The sequence below is a fragment of the Acutalibacter sp. 1XD8-36 genome (assembly GCF_009917525.1).
Lineage (GTDB): Bacteria > Bacillota > Clostridia > Oscillospirales > Acutalibacteraceae > Acutalibacter.
Genome location: NZ_QZDU01000001.1, coordinates 135,895 through 159,154, shown reverse-complemented (window position 1 = coordinate 159,154; position 23,260 = coordinate 135,895). Strand labels below are relative to the sequence as shown.

General features: G+C 49.8%; 23 protein-coding genes. All 23 read left to right on the top strand.

Annotated features, from left to right (window positions below):
- Nucleotides 1–5 precede the first annotated feature (5 nt).
- The 23 genes from priA to thrC all read left to right on the top strand — a co-directional run bounded on the left by priA (nt 6) and on the right by thrC (nt 23,259).
- Nucleotides 6–2,435, top strand: coding sequence for a replication restart helicase PriA (priA, locus tag D5270_RS00950; protein WP_330587307.1), 2,430 nt, complete (start codon nt 6–8; stop codon nt 2,433–2,435).
- Nucleotides 2,436–2,470: 35 nt separating this feature from the next.
- Complete coding sequence (def, locus tag D5270_RS00945; RefSeq protein WP_161472819.1) at nt 2,471–2,995, top strand: peptide deformylase; 525 nt, start codon at nt 2,471–2,473, stop codon at nt 2,993–2,995.
- Between the two features lie 12 nt (nt 2,996–3,007).
- On the top strand, nt 3,008–3,928 hold the full coding sequence (gene fmt, locus D5270_RS00940; RefSeq protein WP_166542324.1) for a methionyl-tRNA formyltransferase: 921 nt from the start codon (nt 3,008–3,010) through the stop codon (nt 3,926–3,928).
- A 53-nt stretch (nt 3,929–3,981) separates the two neighbouring features.
- On the top strand, nt 3,982–5,322 hold the full coding sequence (rsmB, locus tag D5270_RS00935) for a 16S rRNA (cytosine(967)-C(5))-methyltransferase RsmB (protein ID WP_166542323.1): 1,341 nt from the start codon (nt 3,982–3,984) through the stop codon (nt 5,320–5,322).
- Between the two features lie 10 nt (nt 5,323–5,332).
- Nucleotides 5,333–6,370: a 23S rRNA (adenine(2503)-C(2))-methyltransferase RlmN gene (gene rlmN / locus D5270_RS00930; RefSeq protein WP_166542322.1), complete on the top strand. Its 1,038-nt coding sequence runs from the start codon at nt 5,333–5,335 to the stop codon at nt 6,368–6,370.
- Nucleotides 6,360–7,097 carry a Stp1/IreP family PP2C-type Ser/Thr phosphatase gene (locus tag D5270_RS00925; protein WP_166542321.1) on the top strand — a complete coding sequence of 246 codons (738 nt, stop codon included), beginning with the start codon at nt 6,360–6,362 and terminating at the stop codon, nt 7,095–7,097. The genes rlmN and D5270_RS00925 overlap by 11 nt, the downstream gene beginning before the upstream one ends.
- Nucleotides 7,098–7,118: 21 nt before the next feature.
- Complete coding sequence (gene pknB / locus D5270_RS00920) at nt 7,119–9,194, top strand: Stk1 family PASTA domain-containing Ser/Thr kinase (RefSeq protein WP_166542320.1); 2,076 nt, start codon at nt 7,119–7,121, stop codon at nt 9,192–9,194.
- A 12-nt stretch (nt 9,195–9,206) separates the two neighbouring features.
- Complete coding sequence (gene rsgA / locus D5270_RS00915; protein ID WP_166542319.1) at nt 9,207–10,100, top strand: ribosome small subunit-dependent GTPase A; 894 nt, start codon at nt 9,207–9,209, stop codon at nt 10,098–10,100.
- Entirely contained in the window at nt 10,073–10,714 is a 642-nt protein-coding gene (locus D5270_RS00910; protein ID WP_166542318.1) for a thiamine diphosphokinase, read from the top strand. The genes rsgA and D5270_RS00910 overlap by 28 nt, the downstream gene beginning before the upstream one ends.
- 59 nt (nt 10,715–10,773) lie before the next feature.
- Nucleotides 10,774–10,947 (top strand): hypothetical protein, encoded by a 174-nt coding sequence (locus tag D5270_RS00905; protein WP_166542174.1) that lies wholly within the window; start codon nt 10,774–10,776, stop codon nt 10,945–10,947.
- Between the two features lie 243 nt (nt 10,948–11,190).
- Nucleotides 11,191–12,723 (top strand): DUF3794 domain-containing protein, encoded by a 1,533-nt coding sequence (locus D5270_RS00900; RefSeq protein ID WP_166542317.1) that lies wholly within the window; start codon nt 11,191–11,193, stop codon nt 12,721–12,723.
- Nucleotides 12,724–12,738: 15 nt separating this feature from the next.
- Complete coding sequence (spoIVA, locus tag D5270_RS00895) at nt 12,739–14,214, top strand: stage IV sporulation protein A (RefSeq protein WP_166542316.1); 1,476 nt, start codon at nt 12,739–12,741, stop codon at nt 14,212–14,214.
- The gene (locus D5270_RS00890) at nt 14,214–14,564 is read left to right on the top strand and encodes a hypothetical protein (RefSeq protein ID WP_166542315.1); all 351 of its coding nucleotides are present in this window, start codon (nt 14,214–14,216) and stop codon (nt 14,562–14,564) included. The genes spoIVA and D5270_RS00890 overlap by 1 nt, the downstream gene beginning before the upstream one ends.
- Nucleotides 14,564–15,166: a hypothetical protein gene (locus tag D5270_RS00885; RefSeq protein WP_166542314.1), complete on the top strand. Its 603-nt coding sequence runs from the start codon at nt 14,564–14,566 to the stop codon at nt 15,164–15,166. The genes D5270_RS00890 and D5270_RS00885 overlap by 1 nt, the downstream gene beginning before the upstream one ends.
- A gap of 54 nt (nt 15,167–15,220) precedes the next feature.
- Nucleotides 15,221–17,071, top strand: coding sequence for a TIGR03960 family B12-binding radical SAM protein (locus tag D5270_RS00880; RefSeq protein ID WP_442858583.1), 1,851 nt, complete (start codon nt 15,221–15,223; stop codon nt 17,069–17,071).
- Nucleotides 17,058–17,708, top strand: a complete 651-nt coding sequence (locus D5270_RS00875; RefSeq protein ID WP_166542313.1) for a TIGR03936 family radical SAM-associated protein — start codon at nt 17,058–17,060, stop codon at nt 17,706–17,708. Before D5270_RS00880 ends, D5270_RS00875 begins: the two co-directional genes overlap by 14 nt.
- A gap of 179 nt (nt 17,709–17,887) precedes the next feature.
- Nucleotides 17,888–18,232, top strand: a complete 345-nt coding sequence (rplS, locus tag D5270_RS00870) for a 50S ribosomal protein L19 (RefSeq protein ID WP_166542753.1) — start codon at nt 17,888–17,890, stop codon at nt 18,230–18,232.
- A gap of 87 nt (nt 18,233–18,319) precedes the next feature.
- The gene (lepB, locus tag D5270_RS00865) at nt 18,320–18,883 is read left to right on the top strand and encodes a signal peptidase I (protein ID WP_166542312.1); all 564 of its coding nucleotides are present in this window, start codon (nt 18,320–18,322) and stop codon (nt 18,881–18,883) included.
- 59 nt (nt 18,884–18,942) lie between these two features.
- Nucleotides 18,943–19,773: a ribosome biogenesis GTPase YlqF gene (gene ylqF / locus D5270_RS00860; protein ID WP_243150038.1), complete on the top strand. Its 831-nt coding sequence runs from the start codon at nt 18,943–18,945 to the stop codon at nt 19,771–19,773.
- Nucleotides 19,773–20,375 (top strand): ribonuclease HII, encoded by a 603-nt coding sequence (locus D5270_RS00855; RefSeq protein ID WP_166542310.1) that lies wholly within the window; start codon nt 19,773–19,775, stop codon nt 20,373–20,375. Before ylqF ends, D5270_RS00855 begins: the two co-directional genes overlap by 1 nt.
- A gap of 15 nt (nt 20,376–20,390) precedes the next feature.
- A complete protein-coding gene (locus tag D5270_RS00850; RefSeq protein ID WP_166542309.1) occupies nt 20,391–20,744 on the top strand; it encodes a YraN family protein in 354 nt (117 codons plus the stop codon).
- A gap of 12 nt (nt 20,745–20,756) precedes the next feature.
- Nucleotides 20,757–21,692 (top strand): dipeptidase, encoded by a 936-nt coding sequence (locus tag D5270_RS00845; protein ID WP_166542308.1) that lies wholly within the window; start codon nt 20,757–20,759, stop codon nt 21,690–21,692.
- Between the two features lie 58 nt (nt 21,693–21,750).
- Nucleotides 21,751–23,259: a threonine synthase gene (gene thrC, locus D5270_RS00840; protein ID WP_166542307.1), complete on the top strand. Its 1,509-nt coding sequence runs from the start codon at nt 21,751–21,753 to the stop codon at nt 23,257–23,259.
- Nucleotide 23,260: the final 1 nt, after the last annotated feature.

The window sequence follows — 23,260 nt, the reverse complement described above, 5'->3', positions numbered from 1 at the left end:
TCCAAGTGGCAGTGGAAAACACCGTCTATCACTTTGACAAGCTGTTCACTTATCTGGTGCCGGAATACCTGACGGTGAAAGTCGAGCCAGGAGTTCGGGTGACAGTACCATTTGGCGCCGGTAACCGGGAGCGCGTTGGGATAGTATTTTCCCTCAACGGAGAGGAGAGCTCAGGATTAAAGCCAATTCTTTCCGTGCTGGACCGTGAGCCAATACTGGACTGTAACGCCCTGGAGATGGCTGTCTGGATGAAGAAACGGTATTTCTGTACTCTTTTTGAGGCGGTTAAGCTGATGATTCCTGCGGGGCTTCAGTTCCGGTTAAAGGACAGCTATGTGCTCAGCACTGAATTTACCAATTTCGACCGCGAATGCTATGACGACCTGTCCTGGCAGATAATAATGACCATGCGCGCAGCAGGCCGTGCCGTATCCATGGAAAAGCTCTCCTCAGACATTGGTATAAAACAGGAGTGCCCGGAATTTCAGAGGCTTCTGAAAAATGGAGTTATTTGCAGGGTGAATCTTGCCACCAGCAGGGCGCGGGACGCCGTCTCCAAAATGGTACGGCTAATCCCCGATTTCTCTGGTAAGCTAACTCCCAGACAGAAGGACGTGTACCAGGTGCTTACTGATGCCGGTGAGGTCTCGGAAAAGGAGCTTTGCTACTTTACGGGAGCGTCCCCGGCGGTAGTTAGGGCACTGGCAGAGAAGGGCGCTGCGGAGATTTTTCAGTATGAAGTTTACCGGAGGCCTGAGACCTTTGTTTCAGACAGTGTGGGCGCTGACGCACTAACGCTTTCTGAAAGCCAGCAGCAGGTGCTGGAGGAATTGACCGATGAATACGAGAATGCAGTTGAGGGCAGCCGGTGCGCGCTGTTATACGGCGTCACTGGCAGCGGCAAAACCTCAGTTTTCTTAAAGCTTATCGAGTATGTGCTGGCTAAAGGCCGCGGAGTTATCGTCATGGTGCCGGAGATATCTTTAACGCCGCAGACGCTGCAGCAGTTCCAGCATCAGTTCGGAGACCAGGTTGCTGTGTTCCACAGCGGGCTCTCTTTGGGGGAGCGAATGGACGAGTGGAAACGTGTGCGAAGGGGTAAAGCAAAGATTGCCGTTGGGACACGCTCGGCGGTATTTGCGCCAGTTCAAAATCTGGGCCTGATAGTTATTGACGAGGAACAAGAGCACACCTATAAGTCCGAATCCAGCCCGCGCTACGATGCCAGGGAGGTGGCCCGCTACCGCTGCTCAAGCTCAAATGCTTTCTGCCTGCTGTCCTCGGCAACACCGTCTGTAGAGACATTTCACATGGCCAGAGAGGGAAAGTTTCGCTTCCACAAGCTTGAGGACCGGTTTGGCCTGGCAACTATGCCGGAGGTTGAACTGGTAGATATGAATTGGGAGGACCATCCCGGAAGCGAACACGCCGTGGGGATGTCGTTAGGGGAGGCTTTGCTGGAGAACTTCCAGCAGGGCAGGCAATCAATAATCCTGCTTAACCGCCGGGGATATCACACTTTTGCCAGCTGCCGAAGCTGCAGGGAGGTCATAAAATGTCCTAACTGTAGTATTTCGTTGACGTATCACACTGCTAACCACCGGCTTATGTGCCACTACTGCGGATATTCTGTGCCGCTGATGAAAAAGTGCCCCTCCTGTGGAAGCGAAAGTATCGCCTTTCGGGGGCTCGGTACACAGAAGGCAGAGGAGCAGCTTAAAGAGTTGCTTCCTGAAGCCCGAATACTACGTGTGGATACCGATTCCATGTCCGGCAGATATTCTCTTGAGCGCCGATTGGAGGAGTTCGCCCGAGGGGAATACGATGTGATGGTGGGAACACAGATGGTGGCAAAGGGGCTGGACTTTGAGAATGTGACCCTAGTAGGAGTTCTCTCAGCTGACCAGACGCTGTATAGCGATGACTTCCGCAGTAATGAACGCACCTTTGACCTGCTCACTCAGGTGGTAGGCCGTGCCGGTCGGGGGAAATTGCCAGGTCGTGCGGTAATACAGACCTTTGTGCCGGAAAACCCGGTGCTGCACTTAGCGGCGAAGCAGGACTATTTCAGCTTTGCCAAAAGAGAGCTTGCCTATCGGAAAGCGCTTATGTATCCTCCCTTTGCAGACCTTCTTGTAATCGGAGTTGTAGGAGGAGAGGACAATCTGACCCGCTTGGCTGCAGAGCGTTTCTTGCATGAGCTTGGGAAGCTTGTAGAGAGCGAATACCAGCAGCTGCCAATGCGGGTGCTCAGGCCGTCTCCGGCAGCTATAGCTCGGGTGAGCGGGAAATACCGCTACAAGCTTATTATCAAGTGCCGCAACAGCCCGAAATTCCGTGAGATGATAGCGAGACTGCTCACAGAATTTGCGGGAATCAAAGACTTTCAGCGGGTGACGGTCTATGCAGACCCAAATCCTGACCGTATAATTTAGAGCATCAAATTGAGAAAGGAAAGTGACGGGTAAGAATGGCAATTCGTAACATTGTTAGGGTTGGGGATGATGTCCTTGCAAAGGAGTGCCGGCCGGTGGAGGTATTCGACAATAAGCTCCGCCAGCTTCTGGACGATATGCAGGACACCTTGTATGAGGCCAATGGGGCCGGTTTGGCGGCTCCTCAGGTGGGGGTTTTGAGACAGGTATGTGTCATAGACGTTGGCGATGGGCTTGTGGAGCTTATCAACCCGGAGATAGTCCATGTTGAAGGGGAGCAGTCCGGGGCCGAAGGCTGTCTTTCCCTGCCGGATGAATGGGGGATGGTGTCAAGGCCTCAAAGGGTAACGGTCAAGGCACAAAACCGCAAGGGAAAGTGGTTTGAGACAACCGGAGAAGATTTATTCGCAAGGTGCATTTGCCATGAGGTCGACCACCTGCACGGAATTGTCTTTACTGATAAGGCGAGCAGAATGCTCACGCCTGAGGAAATTGAACAGATGCAGAAGGAGCAGGAACAGCAGGAGCAAAAGGGAAAGAGAAGAAAACGCCGGAGATAAGAAAGGAATGCTATGCGGATAATATTCATGGGTACGCCTGATTTTGCGGTACCGTCACTCCAGGCGGTCATTGACCGAGGGGATGAGATATGCGCAGTTTTTACGCAGCCCGATAAACCCAAGGGGCGCGGACACAAATTGCAGCCGCCGCCGGTAAAGGAATTGGCTTTACAGCATGGACTGCCAGTGCTTCAGCCAGCTTCTTTGCGGGACGAAGATGTGCAAAAAGCTATTGCTGACCTGAAGCCTGAAGCAATAGTAGTTGTAGCATATGGAAAACTGCTGCCGCCTAGCGTGCTTGCTGTACCGCCGCTTGGATGTATCAATGTGCATGGCTCGCTTCTTCCCAAATACCGTGGTGCTGCGCCGATACAATGGGCTGTCATCAACGGCGAAAAGAACACAGGGGTAACCACCATGTTTATGGCTAAGGGCATGGACACAGGTGATATGCTTCTAAAAGCCGAGACAGATATCGGTCCAGAAGAGACAGCCGGAGAATTATTTGACCGTATGAAGCTCATAGGTGCGGAGCTTCTTACTGATACACTTAACCAGCTAGAGCAAGGCTACCTAAAGGGTACGCCCCAGGATAATTCACAGGCAACCCTAGCGCCGATGCTAAAAAAGGAGATGTCTGCCATTGACTGGAGTAAGCCAGCCCGGCAGATACACGACCAGATAAGAGGATTAAACCCGTGGCCGTGTGCGGCAGCTACCATTGACGGCAGGCGTGTAAAGCTGCTGACTTCACAAGTTGTTGAAGGTAGTAATACGCCTGGCACGGTGCATAGTATTGATGGAGAACTGCTTATAGCTTGTGGGCAGGGGATGTTAAAAATAACGGAGCTTCAAGCGGAGACCGGCAAAAGAATGAGTGGAAAAAACTATCTTTTGGGACATACCATTAAAGATGGCGCTTTACTGGAGTAATTACTCGTAAAGCTAAATAACTTTACTGAGGCTCGGAGAGGACTATATTTTACATGTCAAAATCACATGATACTGCCCGCTCAGTGGCATTACGGGCGCTTTTGCATGTTGAACGTGATGCTGGATATTCCAATATTGTGCTGGATAACGCCCTTGATGAATCGCATTTGAATGACTGTGACAAGGCGTTGTCAGCGGTAATTTTCTATGGAGTCCTGGAGAAACGCTTGACCCTGGATTATTATATCTCTCAATGCCTTAGCGACCCTCGCAGGAAACCAGACCGTACAGCTATGGAGGCAATACGTTGTGGGGTATATCAAATCCTGTTTTTAGACCGTGTACCTGATTCTGCAGCGGTAAACGAAACTGTACAGGCTGTGAAAATAGTTGGTAAAAGACAGTTATCGGGGTTTGTTAATGGAGTCCTGAGAGGGTTATTGCGCAAGAAGTTTGAAATTACTCTACCCGATGGAAATAATATCAATGCTCTAAGCATCCGATATTCTATTCCAGACGCTCTAATCCGTCTTTGGGTTAAGAGCTATGGGGAAGAAATCACCCTCAGACTTTTGGAGAGCCTATCACAAAAACCAAAACTTTTTATACGTGTAAATAAGACAAAGTGTAGTATAGATGAACTTATATCTTCTTTGGAGGAAAGTGGTGTAACTCTAAACCCATTACAATCACCACCATATTCAGCGTCATTTGTCAACTGTGGTGCCCCGAATAAGCTTATTCAGTTCAGACAGGGTCTCTTCCATGTACAAGACCTCTCTGCTCAGTGGGTATGCCATATATTAAATCCACAGCCAGGCGAAATTGCGTGCGACTGCTGCGCCGCGCCTGGTGGTAAGACATTTACTATTGCCCAAGATATTGGCACGGACGGTATGGTTTATTCCCTGGATTTGTATGAAAAAAGGGTCGGTCTGATAAAAAGCGGAGCTGAGCGTCTTGGGTTATCTAACATTGAGACTAAAGTTAATGACGCTGCAAAGGGCTTTGAGTGTATACCGTTAGTAGATAAAATGCTCTGTGACGTTCCGTGCTCAGGCTTTGGCGTTATACAGCGGAAACCTGAGATACGGTATAAAGATATAAGCTCTCTGCAAAGCTTGCCGGAGCTTCAATATAGGATATTACAGTGTGCTTCACAGCGAGTGAAACCAGGCGGTATGCTGGTATACTCTACATGCACTCTAAATCCGGCAGAAAATTCAGCAGTTGCCGAGAGGTTTTTACAGGAAAATAACGACTTTGAGCCGATGACTATAGATATAGGTGTAAGGCACAGCATTCAGGAGCCGGGCCATATGCTCACAATGATGCCGTTTGCTGGGACCTCAGATGGATTCTTTGCGGCATCATTCCGAAAAAAGACAAGGTAGGGGCGGATAGTTGGAAAAGATTGATATCAAGTCTATGACCCCGGAGGAGCTTCGGGCGGAGCTCCCAGACCTACCAAAGTTTAGGGTAAAGCAGATATTCTCATGGCTGCACCGGGGTGTAGTAAGCTTTGATGAAATGACAGATATTTCCAAAGAGCTGCGTGCTATGCTGGCAGAGCGATATGAGATAGCTTGCGCGCAAATAATTCTAAAACGGGTGTCAAAAGACGGCACAATAAAATATCTGTTTCAGATGAACGACGGTGAACTGATAGAATCCGTACTCATGAAGTATGCCCACGGATATTCCATTTGCATTTCTACCCAGGTTGGGTGTAAAATGAATTGCAGCTTTTGCGCCACCGGAAAGAGCGGCTTTTCAAGAGACCTGCTGCCGTCGGAGATGCTAAGCCAGGTTCAGGAGGCTCAGCGGGATGAAAATATACGTATATCAAACATCGTCCTTATGGGTATGGGGGAGCCGCTGGATAACTATGACAACGTCCTTAGGTTTCTGGAGCTGGTCTCTCACCCCGACGGAATGAATATAGGTATGAGACATATATCTCTTTCGACCTGCGGTCTCGTTGACCGTATATACGACCTGGCAGAGAAAAAGTTACAGTTGACTCTCTCAATTTCACTGCACGCTCCCAATGATGAGATTAGGAACCGTACCATGCCGGTGAATAGACGATGGAATGTGGAGCAGCTGCTGGCAGCCTGTCGGCACTATTCCAGAGAGACCGGGCGGCGCATCTCCTTTGAGTATGCCATGATAAGCGGGGTAAACGACAGCGACCAGTGCGCTAAGGAGCTGGCCTCACGGCTCCATGGAATGACCGCCCATGTGAATTTGATTCCGATAAATAATGTGACTGATACAGGCTATAAAAGAAGCGATATAGCCCGGCAAAAGCGTTTTATAAGTATACTTGAGCTGGGCGGGTGCACGGCGACTGTACGGAGGACACTTGGGTCAGATATTGAGGCCTCCTGCGGCCAGCTCAGTCGAAAACATAAAGGAGGGAACGGTTATGAGGGTTGACTTCGCTACTGACATAGGAGCAGTACGCAGCTCAAACCAGGACGCCTGTAAGTGCGGGATTTTTCCCGGGGGCAGCGCCTGGGCAGTGGTCTGTGACGGTATGGGCGGCGCCAACGGAGGTAATGTTGCCAGCGCTATCGCGGTAGAACAGATAGAGGGGCTTCTGCTCAACAGATTTAAGGAGGACATGAGCCAGGGCAATATAAAAAGCATGATAGTCAACGCCGTACTCCGTGCCAATGCAGCTATCTACGAAAGGGCTGCAACGAACGCCGAGCTCCGTGGTATGGGCACCACCATAGTGCTTATGCTGGCGGTCGGTAAAAGGCTGCACATAGCCCATGTAGGGGACAGCAGGGCCTATTTAAAGGACAAGGACGGAATAAGACAGCTGACGATGGACCATTCTTATGTACAGGACCTGGTAAACTTCGGCCAGATAACCAAAGAGGAAGCCCGGACACATCCGCGGAGGAATATTATCACAAGGGTACTGGGAGTCCATGACAATGTGAATGTGGACTACGCCGTATGGGATTTTAATGCCGGGGATATAGCTATAGCCTGTACTGACGGCCTGACAAACTATGTGGACGAGGACCTGCTGGAGGAGTATATAGACAGATATGAGGGCAACGGAGAAGCTCTAATCAATGAACTCATTCAGTTCGCTGTAGATAACGGCGGTTCCGACAATATCACCATAGCTGTTGTAAATAATATCTGAGAAAGTTGGGGATAAGCATTTATGGATAAGTATATCGGCAAACGTCTGGACGGAAAGTATGAAATACACAATTTGGTTGGTGTAGGCGGCATGGCCTGCGTATACCGCGCCTATGACCGGGTGGAGGACCGCTGGGTAGCCATCAAGATTCTGAAGGATGAATTTTCAAATAACAGCGAGTTCCTGCGGCGGTTCCGCAACGAAGCAAAGGCCATCACTGTCCTGTCGCACCCGAACATTGTGGATGTATATGATGTCAGCTTTGGCGACAGGCTCCAGTATATCGTGATGGAGTATATCGACGGAATCACCTTGAAACAGTACATCGACCAGGAAGGGGTAATCCGCTGGGATGAGGCCCTGCATTTCACCACGCAGATACTCATGGCCCTGGAGCATGCCCATGAAAAGGGCATAATACACCGGGATATAAAGCCTCAGAACGTAATGCTCTTACAGGACGGCTCTATTAAGGTAACGGATTTTGGCATTGCCAGATTCTCTCAGAGCGAGACTCAGACCATGACCGACAAGGCCATAGGCTCTGTGCACTATATCGCGCCGGAGCAGGCGAGAGGGGACTATATCACCGACAAGGCCGATATCTATTCCGTAGGCGTTATGCTCTACGAAATGGCTACGGGCCGGTTACCCTTTGTGGCTGATAACGCTGTGTCTGTAGCTCTCATGCAGCTGCAGGCTAAGCCTGTCATGCCCAGAGAGCTAAATCCAAGCCTTCCAAGAGGCCTTGAACAGATAACCATGCACGCTATGGAAAAAAATCCTGTGGACCGTTTCCAGTCCGCAGGAGAAATGCTGGACGATATAGACCGCTTCCGCCGCAACCCCAGCACCGTGTTCCACTATGACCTGCAGGCCGGACGGGCGGATTATAACACCCCTCGGAATATTGAGTCCTACGACTCGGCACGTTTTAAGCCAAACTATAACGACAGCTACGAGTATGAGGAGGAGTATGTGCGCTCCCAGCGCGGGGCCCGAGGGGCTATGGCTGTTAAAGGCGTAATCGCTGCAGCCATTATTGTGCTGTTGGCGGTGGGGGCCGTATGGCTCTGGAACAACAGCGAGACTCTGTTCACCCCTGAGGTGGACGACCAAATAGAAATGCCGCACTTTGTAGGTAAAATATACGACGACATTTTAAATGACCCAGAGTTCAGTGAGAACTTTAAGTTTGTCCGTAAAGAGGGCAATAACCCTGACCTGCAGCCAGGGGAGGTAATGCAGCAAAATCCGAATAAGGGTATTATGGTGAAGAAGGGCTCGGAGGTTGAGCTGTTGGTAAACGGACAGGTTGAACAAGTCGAAGTACCCGTTATGGAGAACTACACCCAGGCCGATGCCACTGCCCTTTTGAAGCAGTTAAACCTGAAGGTAAAATACGAGGAGGTTGCCCACGATGAAATAGAGACTGGGCACGTGGTAACTTCCGACCCCCAGGCTAAGAAGATGGTAGACGTGGGCACAACCGTCACGTTGAAAATCAGCAAGGGCCCAGCTACTAAGAAAACGAAGGTCCCTGACGATTTGGTTGGCAAAAAGCAGTACGATGTTGAGGCACAACTTGAGGGACGCAAGTTAAAGATTGGCAACATCATACCCGACGATACCAGCACTCAGCCTGAGGGCACCGTTGTCAGCACCAATCCGGCACCAGGCTCCGAGGTTTCCGAGGGAGCAACGGTGGATATAGTGGTAAGCTCCGGCAAGGGTTCGACAAAGACTATAAGTAAGGATATCTCGCTGCCTTCAGTAGATATGGACATCAACCTCAAGGTATACCGAAATGGTACTCTTGTGGAGGAGAAGACTATAAATCCCGCATATATTGGCAGCAGCTATAATCTGACCTATACAGGCACCTCTGGTCAGGAAACTGTTGTTGTGCAGCTAAACGGCAATGACTATATGTATTTATCATTCAACTACGACACCAAAGAGGCGACCATAACCCAGACCATCGACTTTGTCCCGCCAAGCGATAACAGTGGCGGCGATAACCCTGACAGCAGTGGCAGCAGCGGTGGAGATGATGACGGCAGAGGCTCCGGCGGCGGAGCAATAAGCAATAACTAACTGATGGGGTATATGGAACTTGAAGGATTTGTTATAAAATGTTTGGGCGGCTTCTATACTGTGGAGACTGCCCAGGGCATGGTGACGTGCAGGGCAAGAGGCAGATTTCGCAAGGATGGTATTTCCCCATGTGCCGGTGACCGCGTAACTGTGCAGGCAGACGGCGGCTCCGGGGCTCTTATAGAGATACTACCCCGAAAAAACCATCTTGTCCGCCCGCCTGTTGCCAATCTGGAGCGGCTGTTTGTAGTGGCGTCCCTGCGTGACCCGGCTGTAAACCTGCCGTTGATTGATAAAACTCTGGCAGTCGCGGAGGTCAATGGGGTAGAGCCGGTGGTTATATTCACTAAGATAGACTTAGGAGACCCAGGGCCGCTTTTAGAGACATACCGCCTGGCGGGAATAGAGTGCTGTGCGGTATGCTCAGAACACGGTGAAGGCTTGGCCCAGGTGAGAGCGCTGGCGGCAGGGAAGGTTTCGGCGTTCATTGGGAATTCTGGTGTCGGAAAATCCACCTTGCTAAACGCTGTCTTCCCGGGGCTGGAGCTTGAGACCGGTGAGATAAGCCAGAAGCTGGGCCGCGGACGGCATACTACCAGGCATGTAGAATTTTACCCGCTGCCTGAGGGCGGGTATGCCGCCGATACGCCGGGCTTTTCCACCTTTGATGTGGAGCGCTATAAACTGGTGGACATAAAGCAGCTTGTGGCGGGTTTTCGTGAGATAGAGCGGTTTTCCCACGACTGCCAGTTCACATCCTGCTCGCATACCTGCGAGAAGGGCTGCGCGGTACTCAGGGCGGCGGCTGAGGGAAAGGTCGCCAAATCCCGCATAGAGAGCTATGGGGCAATGTATCAAGAGATAAAGGGTGTAAAGAAATGGGAGCAGAAAAACAAGCATGTATGATAATCGGGGCCGCCCCTCTGGACGGCCGGAAGCTCTTCAAGGAGTTTGACCCAAGGCATTATTATGTTATCTGCGCCGATGCTGGCTACGAGACGGCACTGGATGCCGGGGTACAACCTGACTTGGTCGTAGGTGATTTTGATTCCGCAAAGGAGCTTCCGCCGAAAACAGTTAAATATGTGAGCCTGCCTGTGGACAAAGACGTGACCGATACCATGTTCGCGGTGATGAAGGGCTTTAATCTCGGCTTCAACAGTTTCCTGCTTCTGGGTTGCCTGGGAGGGAAGCGCTTCGACCATACTCTGGCTAACCTGGAGGTGCTACAGTACATCCGTGAGCACGGCGGGCACGGCATAATGGCAGATGAGCATACAAAAATATTTCTTCTTCATGACGAGAAGCTGAAGATGACAAGTATGGTAGGTGTTGGAGTGTCTGTGTTCCCATATAACGGCTCCGCGTGCCTTGTGAGCTATCTGGGGCTTAAATACCCATTAAACCATGAACAGCTTTCTTGTGGCTGTCTTCCCATGGGGGTTAGCAACCAGATAGTTTCAGACCCAGCTGAGGTCCGGGTACATAACGGCTCAGCCCTTGTGGTAGTTGATCAGTAACACTTTTTCTTCTGCTGTGTATACTGGAATAACGAGTAAAACAGCGGAGGTCATGCAGCATGTCAAAGCGAAAATTCAACTGTACCTGTATTAAGGACAAAAATTGCAGGAATATGTGCATTGTCAGCTTTGGCCTGGGTATGACCATCGCCTGCTTCTGCCCGATAGGTTTTGCGCTGTTTCTTTCAGCGGTTATCTTAGTGGCCCTTGGGCTCTCGTTACTACGTATTTGAATGGGAGGCAGCAGAATGAAGGTCGTAATTTTAGAGAAAAAGAAAGGTTTTTGGGGCTTCTTTTTGCGTAAGCTCTATGGGGTGCGCAAAATAGAGGAGGCATAAAACCGCATACTTACACAAGCCGTTCAGTTTGGGGAGGCTGCCCGAACTGGGCGGCTTTTCATTTTTGAGGGGAAGTCCGCATATTTAATATTTGACCGCATACATATTTGGTAAGAAAGTCAAAGGAGAGGATGCTGTATGCAGGCCCAGATTAAGACCGCGCCCTATGAATATTTCGACCCCATATTTGACGGCCGTTACGAGACGCCGCTCGACACCGAATACAATCTTCCAGACTACTGTACGGATATCCAAAAGATATTAAAGTGCCGTGCAGTCCCGGAGGTATCGTCGTACATCATCACTGGCGACACCCTAACCTGTGATGGCGTATGCGACATCCGTGTGCTATACCTGGACGGAAAAGGGGACACCGTGCGCTGCTGTGAGTTCACAAAGGATTTCAGCGCCAGTATCAAGCTAAAGACCTCTGAGGAGAAGGCCGTCGCGTGTGTAGAGGCTTCCATGGCCCACCTGACCTGCAGAGCGGTCAGCGCCCGCAGGATAGACCTTCACGCCGCTGTAAGCCTGCGCGTGCTGGCGGTGGTACAGAAGAAGGAGCTTATCACCTGCAGCATTAACGATGAGACCATCGAGAAGCGTGGCGAAAGCTTTGCCGCGCACCAGGCTGTCAACGCTGTATGCCACCAGTTCACCATCGAGGATACCCTTCCGGTGAAAAACGGCAAGCCGCCTATTGAGAGCATACTGCACCGTGATGTATCATGCCGCATCATAGAGAGCCGGCTCTCTGAGGAACGCCTGACTGTAACCGGCAGTGCCGACGTCTCTTTCCTGTACACCTCAGCGGTGGACAGCAGCACGGAGAAGTTTTCCTCCTCAGTAGACTTCAGCCAGGTGATAGAATGCGCCGGAGCAGACGAGGAATGTATATGCGACCTGCGGATTTCTGCAGGAGAGAGCAGCATACAGCCCAGAGAGGACGATGTTGGCGAGTATACTGGAGTTAGCGTGATGGCAAAGGTGTTTATTATGGCCTTCCTGTATAAGGCCTGCGAGGTGGAGATAATTGACGACGCCTACTCTGTCAAGGCTCCCTTAGAGCTGCGCTACTCCCAAAACGCATTTACTCAGATACATGGGACAGCCTCGGAGGTGCTGAAAAAGAAGTGCAGCCTGGCTATTACAGATGACGAAATACAGAAGGTTTTGGATATCTGGTGTGAACAGGACATGGTGCAGGCAGTTTGCGAGAAAACAAAGCTTAACTACAGAGTCAAGTACAATATATGTATGCTGTATGTCAACAGCCAGGGGAGAATTCTCTATATTGAGAAGCAGTTCGACCATAGTTTCAGTGCGGAGCTTGAAAATCAGCTTACTAAACGTGCGGACAGTACCTGGCATACCGACCTTTGGGAATACCGTATAGTTGATAAGAGCACCGTAGAGGTTTCGGTTGAAACCACAGTTAATTCTACGCTGATGAGCATGAACAGTGTGAAGTACCTGACCTCGGCGGGTGTAGATGAAAACTCACCGGCCTTTGACATCCGGCCAAGATTCCTGATATACTACGCTTCCGCAGGAGAAAAGCTTTGGGACATTGCCAAAAGCCATAGGGCCCTGCTCAGCGATGTAAGGGCGCAAAACGAGCTGTTTGACGACACGGTACCCGAGTCCAGGCCCATTATAATCTGCAACAGATAAGAGGAGACCATAGATATGGAAGATTTTAACGTATACAAAGACATACAGGACCGCACAGGTGGCGAGATATACATTGGTGTTGTGGGGCCTGTCCGCACCGGCAAATCCACCTTTATCAAAAAGTTTATGGATACGGTGGTAATACCCAATATCCCCGATGGACTCCAGCGTGAAAGGGCTGTTGACGAGCTGCCGCAGTCATCTGCCGGGCGCACTATTATGACTACAGAGCCAAAGTTCATCCCGGAGCAGGCCGTGTCAGTACAGATTGACGACGACGCAATGTTCAACGTACGGATGATAGACTGCGTTGGCTATATCGTACCCAGTGCTATCGGCTACATAGAGGAAGACCAGCCGCGCATGGTGCGCACCCCATGGTTTGATGAGCCGATACCGTTCAATATGGCTGCGGAGATAGGTACAAAGAAGGTAATAACCGAGCACTCAACCATAGGGCTGGTGATAACCACTGATGGCAGTATCAGCGATATCCCAAGAGACGAGTATGAGGAGGCAGAGGAGCGGGTCATAGATGAGCTAAACCAGACGAACCGTCCATTTGTCATGTTGCTGAACTGTGTTGACCCCGGCGACCCCAACAGCCGTGCGCTGGCCTCACGGCTTTCAGAAAAATATTCAGTGCCTGTGCTGCCTGTCAACTGTATCGACATTACCGAGCAGGGAATTAAGGAGATAATTGCAAGCCTCCTCTACCAGTTCCCAGTGCGTGAGGTCGAGCTGTCAGTGCCTGGCTGGGTGGCGTCCTTAGGGATGGACCACTGGCTGTATTCATCGGTGTTCGGGACAATAAAGGACTGCTGCGGCATTGCTAGAATGCGTGAGGTGCGCACAATGCTCGAAAATGTCCGGGTGTGCGACCCTGTACAGAGCGTAAATATACGGCAGATAGACCTTGGAAGCGGCTGCACAAGCGCCGAGCTCATATTTGACCAGTCACTGTTCTACAAGATACTCAGTGAGAAGACCGAGCTTGAGATAAAGGATGAGTCTGAGCTTCTGGCTCAGCTTATTGAGATGACAGAGATAAAGAAAACCTTCCAGAAGCTGCGCCAGGCCTACGATGATGTACTTGAAACTGGCTATGGTATAGTTATGCCAGAGGTGGAGGAGCTCAGCCTTGAGGAGCCCCAAATCCTCAAGCAAAACGGCAAATATGGTATAAGGCTGAAGGCCACAGCACCTTCCATACACATGCTCCGTACCCAGATAAACACCGAGATAACACCGATAGTTGGCTCTGAGCAGCAGTCGGAGGAACTGGTAATGTACTTGTTAAAGGAGTTTGAGGAAAACCCAGTAAAGATATGGGAGTCCAATATCTTCGGCAAGTCCCTGCACTCGCTGGTAAACGAGGGTATGCACAATAAGCTATACCGTATGCCTACCGACGCCAGGGAAAAGGTTCGTGAGACCATCGAGCGGATTATCAACGATGGCTGCAGCGGCCTAATCTGTATCATACTGTAATGCAGGACCCTGAGAAGCTGCGGGAAATAGAGAGCATTGGAGAGCCGGAAGAGGGCTCTCCAGATGAAGAACTGTGGGAGGAGGAAGAGCGGGAGGCGGGAGGAAGCTGGAGCGGAGTACCGTTATTACAGGCGGTAATATGTGCCATGGCTGTACTGGCCCTGGTATTCTTCCGGGTATCAGATGACGCGAAGTATCAAGAGATAGGAGCCTGGTACAAGAACGAGATGGCTCAGGAGCTTGAGCTGCCAGTCCTTGAGCGCGCTACCCCTAAGCCATCATATACCCCTGAGCCTACCGCAACCCCCACCCCGGCTATCTCAGCCAGCGCCCCGCAGCAGATGCTCTGATGTTGGCATTTCATATTGGCCCATGCAGGGTCCAGTTTAATTTCAGTTTTTTTGCGCTGATCGCCTTTTGCTGCATTTTTACCGGAGCAAAGGGCGGTCTGGCGTGCTTTCTGGCGGTTTGTCTGCACGAAGCGTCCCACCTCGCTGCTATATTGACGTTGGGAGCATATCCAGAAAAAGTTGTGCTGTCCGCGCTAGGCTGCCGGATAGAGATAACCGGACAGATTGTCCTGACTGACAGGCATAACGTATGGATATCCCTTGCCGGCCCTTTGGCAAACTGGGCCTCTGCCGCAATATCCTTAGTTTTTAGTCTTAGCTGTAGTACATTCTTCGGGGCCAGCTTTGCTATGGCGCTAGCACATAGTCTTCCGATAGAGCCTCTCGATGGCGGGCTGGCTTTACGGTATTATCTGCGCGGCAAATATGCCCAAGATAAGGCTGAACAAATATCCCGTATTATTTCCTTACTATTTCTTATACCATTGGCTACACTGGGATTTTTGGTGCTGCTCAATACACAATATAACTACTCACTGCTAGCCCTAGCACTATACCTTATGCTGTATCTTGTACTAAAATGGGATTTGAGTGCGCCATAGCACTTGCAAAAAAACTGAAAAGAGTATATAATAGTCAAAAACTAAGGAAAAGGGATGAAAATGTACCCAAAAGAAGTTGAAAAGATACTGCAGAAGGTTCAGAAGCCTGGGCGCTATGTGGGCGGCGAGACTCATTCAGTAGTAAAAAACAAGGATGAAGTTGATGTAAGATTTGCGTTCTGCTTTCCGGATATCTATGAGATAGGCATGTCACATCTGGGAATAAAGATATTGTATGGGGCTATGAATCAGGTCCCATACTTCTGGTGTGAGAGAGTATTTGCCCCATGGGTGGATATGGAGCAGGAGATGCTTAAGAGAAATATCCCTCTTTACGCACTGGAGAGCGGCAGCCCTGTAAAGGACTTTGACTTTATAGGATTTACCTTACAGTACGAGCTGAGCTATACAAACATTCTTAACATGCTCAAGCTGTCAGGCATACCTCTGCGCAGTAAAGACCGTCCAGACCTCTTTAATATTGTCGTGGCGGGAGGCCCATGTGCCTGTAATCCTGAGCCTTTGGCAGATTTTTTTGACATCTTCTTCCTTGGAGACGGTGAAGAGGTGGATATTGAAGTCATGGAGCTTTACCGTCAGTGCAAAAAAACTGGAGCCAGCAAGGATGAATTCCTCATGCGTGCCGCACAGATAGAAGGGGTTTACGTACCGTCGCTATATGATGTGGAGTATAATCAGGATGGCACTGTAAAAAGCTGCATACCCAAAGAAGGCGCACCAGCCAAAGTGTGCAAGCGCAATGTGAATAATATGGACAGCGCGTACTTCCCTGAGACGTTTCCTGTGCCTCTAATAGAGGTCATACACGACAGGGTCTCTGTTGAGGTACTGCGCGGCTGCATACGTGGATGCAGATTCTGTCAAGCCGGATTCCTTTACAGACCATTCCGTGAAAAAAGTATAGAGACAATCGACCGCCAATGTCAAGCCCTATGTGCGTCCACTGGCTACGATGAGATATCCCTGTCATCACTAAGTACCAGCGACTACAGCTCCCTCAACGAATTGCTTGACTATCTGCACCGCTGGACAGAGACGGAGAAGGTAAGCCTTTCACTGCCTTCTCTAAGGGTTGACAATTTTTCTCCCGAACTGATGGAGCGTGTTAATTCTGTGCGCAAAAGCGGCCTTACCTTCGCTCCTGAGGCTGGTTCCCAGCGAATGAGGGACGTTATCAACAAGAATGTTACCGAAGAGGAATTGCTTCGCACAGTAAACGTAGCATTTACGGAGGGCTGGACTAGAATCAAGCTTTATTTTATGATAGGCCTGCCCACAGAAACTATAGACGATGTTCTGGCAATACTGGACCTTGGTAAAAAGGTAGTGGACGCTTTTTATGCGAATAAGGAGAAGCCCCGCGGCAAGCCTGTTGAGGTCTCTTTAAGTGCGGCGGCTTTCGTGCCAAAGCCATTTACACCATTCCAGTGGTTTGGTCAGGACACTATGGAGTTGCTGCACGAGAAGCAGTATGAGCTAAAAACAAACAACCCTTCCCGGCGGGTCAGCGTAAGCTATCACGGTGCTGAGACCAGCTTCCTGGAGGCAGTCTTCGCTAGAGGTGACCGCAGGCTCTGTGCTGTTTTAGAGAAAGCAGTTGAGCAGGGGTTCCATTTTGACAGCTGGGATGAATGCTTTGATTTTAACCGCTGGATGGAGCTTTTCAAGCTCTGCGGCCTGGACCCGGTTTTCTACGCCAACCGCACCCGGGGGTTTGATGAAATTTTCCCCTGGGACCATCTTGACTATGGTGTGCGCAAGGAGTTTTTGATTGAGGAATGTAAGCGAGCCTATGAAGGCTTGACAACGCCGAACTGCCTGGAGAAATGCTCAAACTGCGGCGCAGCCTGTTATAAAGGGGGTATCTGCATTGAAAACCGTTAGAGTTTGGTTTAGCAAAACAGGGGTCGCAAAGTATATCTCACACCTGGACCTTACACGCTGCATGTCCCGGGCCCTGAAGCTCTCAAAACTGCCGGTATGGTATACGGAGGGATTTAACCCCCATATCTATATGACCTTCGCCATGCCCCTTTCTCTTGGGGTGGAAGGGCTCAGGGAGTGCATGGATATCCGGCTGACTGAGGATATGGAGCTGTCAGCAGCAGCCCGCCAGTTGGCGGAGCATCTGCCAAAGGACATCTCTGTGCTAGAAATAACAGAGCCGGTGCTCAGCTTTGACGCAACGGCATTTGCGGAATATGAGCTATGTTTTGACTCGAAAGACCCACAGGCTCTGGCAGATGTTTTAGACGAAATATTGTCCTTAGACAGCATAATCGTGATGAAGCACAGCAAAAAAGGGGACAAAGAGTTCGATATCAAGCCTCATTTCGCCCTGCTCGATAAGCAAATTGAGCCAGTCTTATTGAGAGTAAAGCTTCAATCGTCGTGCAGTCAGGAGGGCAGTGTGAATCCATCGCTGCTTCTGGAGGCTGTAAAACAGTACAAAGGTCTGGAGCCCTATGCCGAAATCACCCGTATAAAGCTCTTGGCAAAAGATTTTTCCGATATGCGGTAAAAAAGCCTTGCCTTTCTCTACAAGTTGTGGTATAATATTCAAGCATTTGAGGTTCCGCGGGTTTTCTCTTTGTAGCTTGCCCGTGGGGTTCATGGCGCAGAGTATGCGCAGGAAGCGGACAGTCCGCTGCCGGTACGCCGGCATGAATGTCTGAAATAAAATTTTTGGAGGAATATCAAATGGACGCAATCAAACTTATCTCTCAGGAATCTCTCAAAGAGGAGACCCCTAAGTTCAACATCGGCGACACCGTTAGGGTAGACGTGAACATCCGCGAAGGCGAGCGTGAAAGAATCCAGCAGTTCGAGGGCACTGTTATCGCCCGCAAGGGCAGCGGGGTCAGCGAGACTTTCACCGTCCGCCGTGTTTCCTACGGTGTTGGCGTGGAGAGAGTTTTCCCCTTACATTCTCCCAACGTAAAAGCTGTTCGTGTGGTTCGCCAGGGCCGTGTCCGCCGTGCGAAGCTGTACTATCTGCGCGACAGGGTTGGTAAGGCCGCTAAGGTCAAGGAGCAGCTCAAGTAAAATCCAGAAAAGTATGGGAGAAGGGACGTTTCGTCCCTTTTTCTGTCTTTGTTTTTATATGGCATAGGCCAGTCAGGAGGGATTTACATGGATACCAGTGATAATGCAAGACAGCCTCTCCACGTCAGTGTGCTGGAGTGGCTTGAGACAATTGTGGCGGCGTTTGCAATCGTAACAGTTGTATTTACCTTTGCCGCCCGGGTTATTACAGTAGACGGCGGCTCGATGGAGCCAAACTACTACGACGGCAATCGCGTGCTGATAACCTCCCTTGCAGGTGAGGCAAAACAGGGGGATGTGGTGGTGATAACCCACGCACTGAACGAAACCCTTATTAAGCGCGTTGTTGCCACAGAAGGTCAGGTCGTGGATTTTGATAAGGAACTGGGTGAGCTTATTGTAGATGGAACTGTTGTCCCAGGCGATGTATACGGCACTGAAAATGGGATAACCTTTGCGGCAGAGGATAGGGATGATATTATGGATTTCCCACAGACTGTGCCGGAGGGGCATGTCTTTGTGTTGGGAGATAACCGTGATAACTCCAGCGACAGCCGTCTGCTCTCAGTAGGTATGATAGACCGCAGGAATATTATGGGCCGTGCGGTCTTTAATCTTTACCCTCCGTCTAAAGTAGGCCCTGTGTGGTGAGCATTATGGAGCAGGATAATAGTAGCATGGTGCAGCGTGTCCAGTGGTTCCCTGGGCATATGGCTAAGACCAGAAGGAAAATTACTGAGGACCTGAAACTGGTGGATATAGTTATGGAACTGCTGGATGCACGTATCCCTGCCAGCAGCTCTAATCCCGTGCTTCGTGACATCATTCGCAATAAACCTCGGGTCGTGGTGCTTAATAAAAGTGATTTGGCCGACCCAAAGCAGACAGGGCTATGGGCAGCTAAGTATAAGGAGCAGGGAGTGCGTGCCGTCAAGGTGGAAAGTAAAACCGGCAAGGGCCTGCCCGCACTTTATCAAGCAATACGCGAGGAACTGAAGGAGCAGATAGCCGGCTGGGAGCGAAAGGGTATGACTGGGCGGCCTATCAGAGTGATGGTGCTGGGTATACCCAATGTGGGAAAATCTTCTATAATAAACCGTATGCTGATTGGCGGCGGTGCAGGCAAGGCTGAGGTGAGGGACAAGCCTGGGGTAACAAGACAAAACCGCTGGTTTACTGTTGGCAAAGGTTTCGAGCTTCTGGATACCCCCGGTGTGCTCTGGCCTAAATTTGAAGACCCTATAGTTGGGGAGCTCCTGGCCTTTACAGGGGCAGTAAAAGACGAGATACTGGATGTTGAAGGACTTGCAGGCAGGCTTTTAGAGGTTATAGCGGAGCTTTATCCGCAGTCTCTAGAGGCCAGATACAAGGTTAAACTCCCCACTGAGCCGCTGGCAGGACATGAGCTCCTTGAACTGGTAGGCTGCAAAAGAGGTATGCTGGTTTCCGGCGGTGAAGTTGACACCGAGCGGGCCGCAATCACTGTACTGGACGAGTTCCGCGGCGGTAAGCTGGGGGCTATATCCCTGGAGTGGCCGTGATGGATAGATTTTTTCACCAGCGTCAGGCTGAGGAACAGGGATTTGCCATGGTTTGCGGTATAGACGAAGCAGGGCGCGGGCCTTTAGCCGGGCCGGTCTGCGCGGCGGCAGTTATTTTCCCTTTAGACTGTGAGATTGATGAGCTTGATGACTCAAAAAAACTCAGCGAATTAAAGCGTGAGGAACTTTTTGATGTTGTTATTGAAAAAGCTATTTCCTACGGCATAGGCTGGGCCAGTGAGCGTGAAGTAGACGAGCATAACATCCTCCAGGCCACATTTTTAGCTATGCGCCATGCGGTGGATGCTATGCAAGTTACCGCAGACTACGCTCTGGTAGATGGTAACCGTATGCCACTCCTTTCGATTCCTGGGGAAACCATAGTAAAAGGCGACAGCAAGTGTGCATGCATTGCAGCGGCGTCTATTCTGGCAAAGGTAAGCCGTGACCGTCTACTCCGGGATTTGGACAAGCAGTACCCGGAATACGGCTTTGCCAAGCACAAAGGCTATGGCACGAAAGCACACTATGAAGCAATCAAAAAATACGGTATTCTGCCAGTACACAGAAAGAGCTTTCTAAAAAATCTGCACGAAAAGTAGGGGCGTGATTAAGTCATGGCTCAAAACTCAGGCCGCGCTGGAGAAGAATACGCCGCGAAATGGCTGAAAGAACACGGATACCGTATTTTAACGCAAAACTATCATTCCAGGTTTGGAGAAATTGACATTATCGCGGAAGATTCTCAGTATATTGTATTTGTAGAAGTTAAAACCCGTGCGGCAGGTTCGATGGTCTCACCCTTAGAGGCTGTTACAAAAAGTAAGCAAAAAAAGCTTATGCTGACAGCACAAACCTTCATAATGAAAAGTCCATCTGCTTTACAGCCTCGGTTTGATATTGCTGCAGTCACAACTTTGCATGGTGAACCGCTGGGTTTACAATACTTCACCAATGCCTTTGGATGCTGAGAGGATGATATTATGCGCTATTTTGACCTTCATTGCGATACTATGACTGAGTGCTATGTCAATGACAGGCATATTGAAAACAATGACCTTCACATAGACTGTAACCGTGCCGCCCAATTTGATACCTATGCCCAGTGCTATGCCGTTTGGATGCCAGATAGCTTACACGGAGATAAGGCGTTCCAGCGATTTTCACATGTTGCAGAACGATTCTCTGCGGAGATTAGGAGTACCAATCAGACTATGTGTCAGTGTAAAGCTCCCGGAGACCTTGAACTAAACTCCGGGCACCACTATGCGATACTGACTGTAGAAAACGCTACGGCATTAGGTGGTAAAATTGAGAATGTCGCCGAGTTTGCGCGGTTTGGTGTAAAGCTTTGCGGCTTGACATGGAACGGTGAAAACGAGTTAGGCAGAGGTGTCCAAGCCGCTGGAGAGTGCGGTATAACCTCGTTTGGACGTCAGGTTGTGGAGGAACTGGAGCGAAATCATATCATAATCGATGTGTCCCACGCCAGTCCTGAATTGTTTTTTGACGTTGTGTCCATAGCTAAGAATCCCATTGTCGCGACGCATTCCAATGCAAAGAGTATATGCCACAGCGCAAGAAATCTTACTGACGAACAATTTTTTATTATACGTGAGTCCAGCGGTTTGGTTGGACTGAATCTCTATAAAGGCTTCCTAAATGATGAACAGGGCAAGGCTTGCATGGATGATGTTCTGCGCCATGCCGAACATTTTCTGTCACTCGGCGGCGAGGACACACTGGCAATCGGAGCAGACTGGGACGGCGGGGCAAAGGAGGATTTTGTTGTGTCAGGAATTGAGGAAATACCTGAGCTTATTGAGCTGTTTCTGAGACATAATTACTCGGAATCGCTGACAGATAAAATATTCTTTAAAAACGCTGCGGATTTTTTTAAGCGCGAAAATTTGCTTTGACATTTTACGAAAATTGCGTTATATTATATTAGCTAAATAAAGTGATAGGGTGATATAGATGCAGTACAAGAGCACAAGAAATTCTGAGCTCCGCCTGGAGGCCTCTCAGGTAATTGCCCAGGGTATTTCCTCAGAAGGCGGTTTATTTGTTCCTGAAAAGCTCCCCGATATCAGTAGCGAGCTGTCAGACATGACAGGGCTTAGCTATAATGAGCTTGCAGCGAAAATATTCAGGCTTTTTCTGACTGACTTCACCGATGAACAAATAAGCTATTGTGTTGAGAACGCCTACGCACAAGAGAAGTTCAACGGGGATCCTATAAAGCTAAAAAGCTTGTCTGCACACGATGGCAACAAGCATATTCTGGAGTTATGGCACGGTCCGACGTGCGCATTCAAGGATATGGCGCTGCAGATTCTTCCGTACTTTTTAACCGTTTCACTGTCAAAATCTGCACCAAATAAGGAAGCCGTTATTTTGGTGGCAACCTCCGGAGACACTGGTAAAGCGGCGCTTGAGGGCTTCCGGGATGTGCCCGGTACGAAGGTTATAGTATTCTACCCTCAGGATGGTGTTAGCCTAATGCAGAAACGTCAGATGGCTACCCAGGAGGGTAAGAATGTCGCCGTTTACGCCATTGAGGGTAATTTTGATGATGCCCAGACTGCTGTAAAGAAGATTTTCACTGATTCACAAATGAAAGCGGCCCTGGCTGAGCATAACTTCATGTTTTCCAGTGCCAACTCCATCAACTGGGGACGCCTGCTTCCACAGATTGTATACTACTTCTACGCCTATTTCAGGCTCTGTAAAGTGGAAGGGCTTGCCGTTGGAAAGCCTATAAATGTTGCTGTGCCCACTGGCAATTTCGGAAATATCCTGGCGGCATATTACGCAAGGAAGATGGGGCTGCCCATTAGGAAATTTATCTGCGCCTCCAATTCCAATAAGGTGCTGACTGATTTTATAAACACAGGCGTTTACGACTGCCGCAGGGATTTTTACACAACCTCCTCACCGTCCATGGACATCCTGATTTCCAGTAATCTTGAGCGCCTTTTGTATGCACTTTCCGGTGAAAACAGCACAGTATTATCCGGCTGGATGGAGCGGCTGTCTGCCCGGGGGTATTACGACGTAGGCAGTGAGGTGCTTGCAAAGGTACAGGATATCTTCTTCGGTGGATGCTGTGATGATTCTGCAACAGCTAAAGCAATCAATAGCATATGGCATAATGACGCTTATCTTCTTGACACCCACACTGCGGTAGCTTTTGACGTCTACCGTCAGTATGTCGAGGCTACAGGTGACAGCAATACTCCAACAGTTATTGCCTCCACTGCCAGCCCATATAAATTTGTCAGTAGTGTTCTGGGAGCGCTTAAGCCTCTAAATATTGATGATAACGATGAATACAGAAATATTTCTCAGCTTGAGGCATTAACAGGAACTAAGGCTCCATCACAGCTGAAAAACCTCCGGGATAAGCCAGTGCGCTTTGATGTGACTATAAAAAATTCTCAGGCCGCCAGTTACGTCCTCAAAACACTTGGAATTGGTGAATAGA

Coding starts and splice junctions, on each gene's coding strand:
- def (WP_161472819.1), top strand. CDS start 2,471: ATGGCAATTCGTAACATTGTTAGGGTTGGGGATGATGTCCTTGCAAAG.
- fmt (WP_166542324.1), top strand. CDS start 3,008: ATGCGGATAATATTCATGGGTACGCCTGATTTTGCGGTACCGTCACTC.
- rsmB (WP_166542323.1), top strand. CDS start 3,982: ATGTCAAAATCACATGATACTGCCCGCTCAGTGGCATTACGGGCGCTT.
- D5270_RS00925 (WP_166542321.1), top strand. CDS start 6,360: ATGAGGGTTGACTTCGCTACTGACATAGGAGCAGTACGCAGCTCAAAC.
- pknB (WP_166542320.1), top strand. CDS start 7,119: ATGGATAAGTATATCGGCAAACGTCTGGACGGAAAGTATGAAATACAC.
- rsgA (WP_166542319.1), top strand. CDS start 9,207: ATGGAACTTGAAGGATTTGTTATAAAATGTTTGGGCGGCTTCTATACT.
- D5270_RS00910 (WP_166542318.1), top strand. CDS start 10,073: ATGGGAGCAGAAAAACAAGCATGTATGATAATCGGGGCCGCCCCTCTG.
- D5270_RS00905 (WP_166542174.1), top strand. CDS start 10,774: ATGTCAAAGCGAAAATTCAACTGTACCTGTATTAAGGACAAAAATTGC.
- D5270_RS00900 (WP_166542317.1), top strand. CDS start 11,191: ATGCAGGCCCAGATTAAGACCGCGCCCTATGAATATTTCGACCCCATA.
- spoIVA (WP_166542316.1), top strand. CDS start 12,739: ATGGAAGATTTTAACGTATACAAAGACATACAGGACCGCACAGGTGGC.
- D5270_RS00890 (WP_166542315.1), top strand. CDS start 14,214: ATGCAGGACCCTGAGAAGCTGCGGGAAATAGAGAGCATTGGAGAGCCG.
- D5270_RS00885 (WP_166542314.1), top strand. CDS start 14,564: ATGTTGGCATTTCATATTGGCCCATGCAGGGTCCAGTTTAATTTCAGT.
- D5270_RS00880 (WP_442858583.1), top strand. CDS start 15,221: ATGAAAATGTACCCAAAAGAAGTTGAAAAGATACTGCAGAAGGTTCAG.
- rplS (WP_166542753.1), top strand. CDS start 17,888: ATGGACGCAATCAAACTTATCTCTCAGGAATCTCTCAAAGAGGAGACC.
- lepB (WP_166542312.1), top strand. CDS start 18,320: ATGGATACCAGTGATAATGCAAGACAGCCTCTCCACGTCAGTGTGCTG.
- ylqF (WP_243150038.1), top strand. CDS start 18,943: ATGGCTAAGACCAGAAGGAAAATTACTGAGGACCTGAAACTGGTGGAT.
- D5270_RS00855 (WP_166542310.1), top strand. CDS start 19,773: ATGGATAGATTTTTTCACCAGCGTCAGGCTGAGGAACAGGGATTTGCC.
- D5270_RS00850 (WP_166542309.1), top strand. CDS start 20,391: ATGGCTCAAAACTCAGGCCGCGCTGGAGAAGAATACGCCGCGAAATGG.
- D5270_RS00845 (WP_166542308.1), top strand. CDS start 20,757: ATGCGCTATTTTGACCTTCATTGCGATACTATGACTGAGTGCTATGTC.
- thrC (WP_166542307.1), top strand. CDS start 21,751: ATGCAGTACAAGAGCACAAGAAATTCTGAGCTCCGCCTGGAGGCCTCT.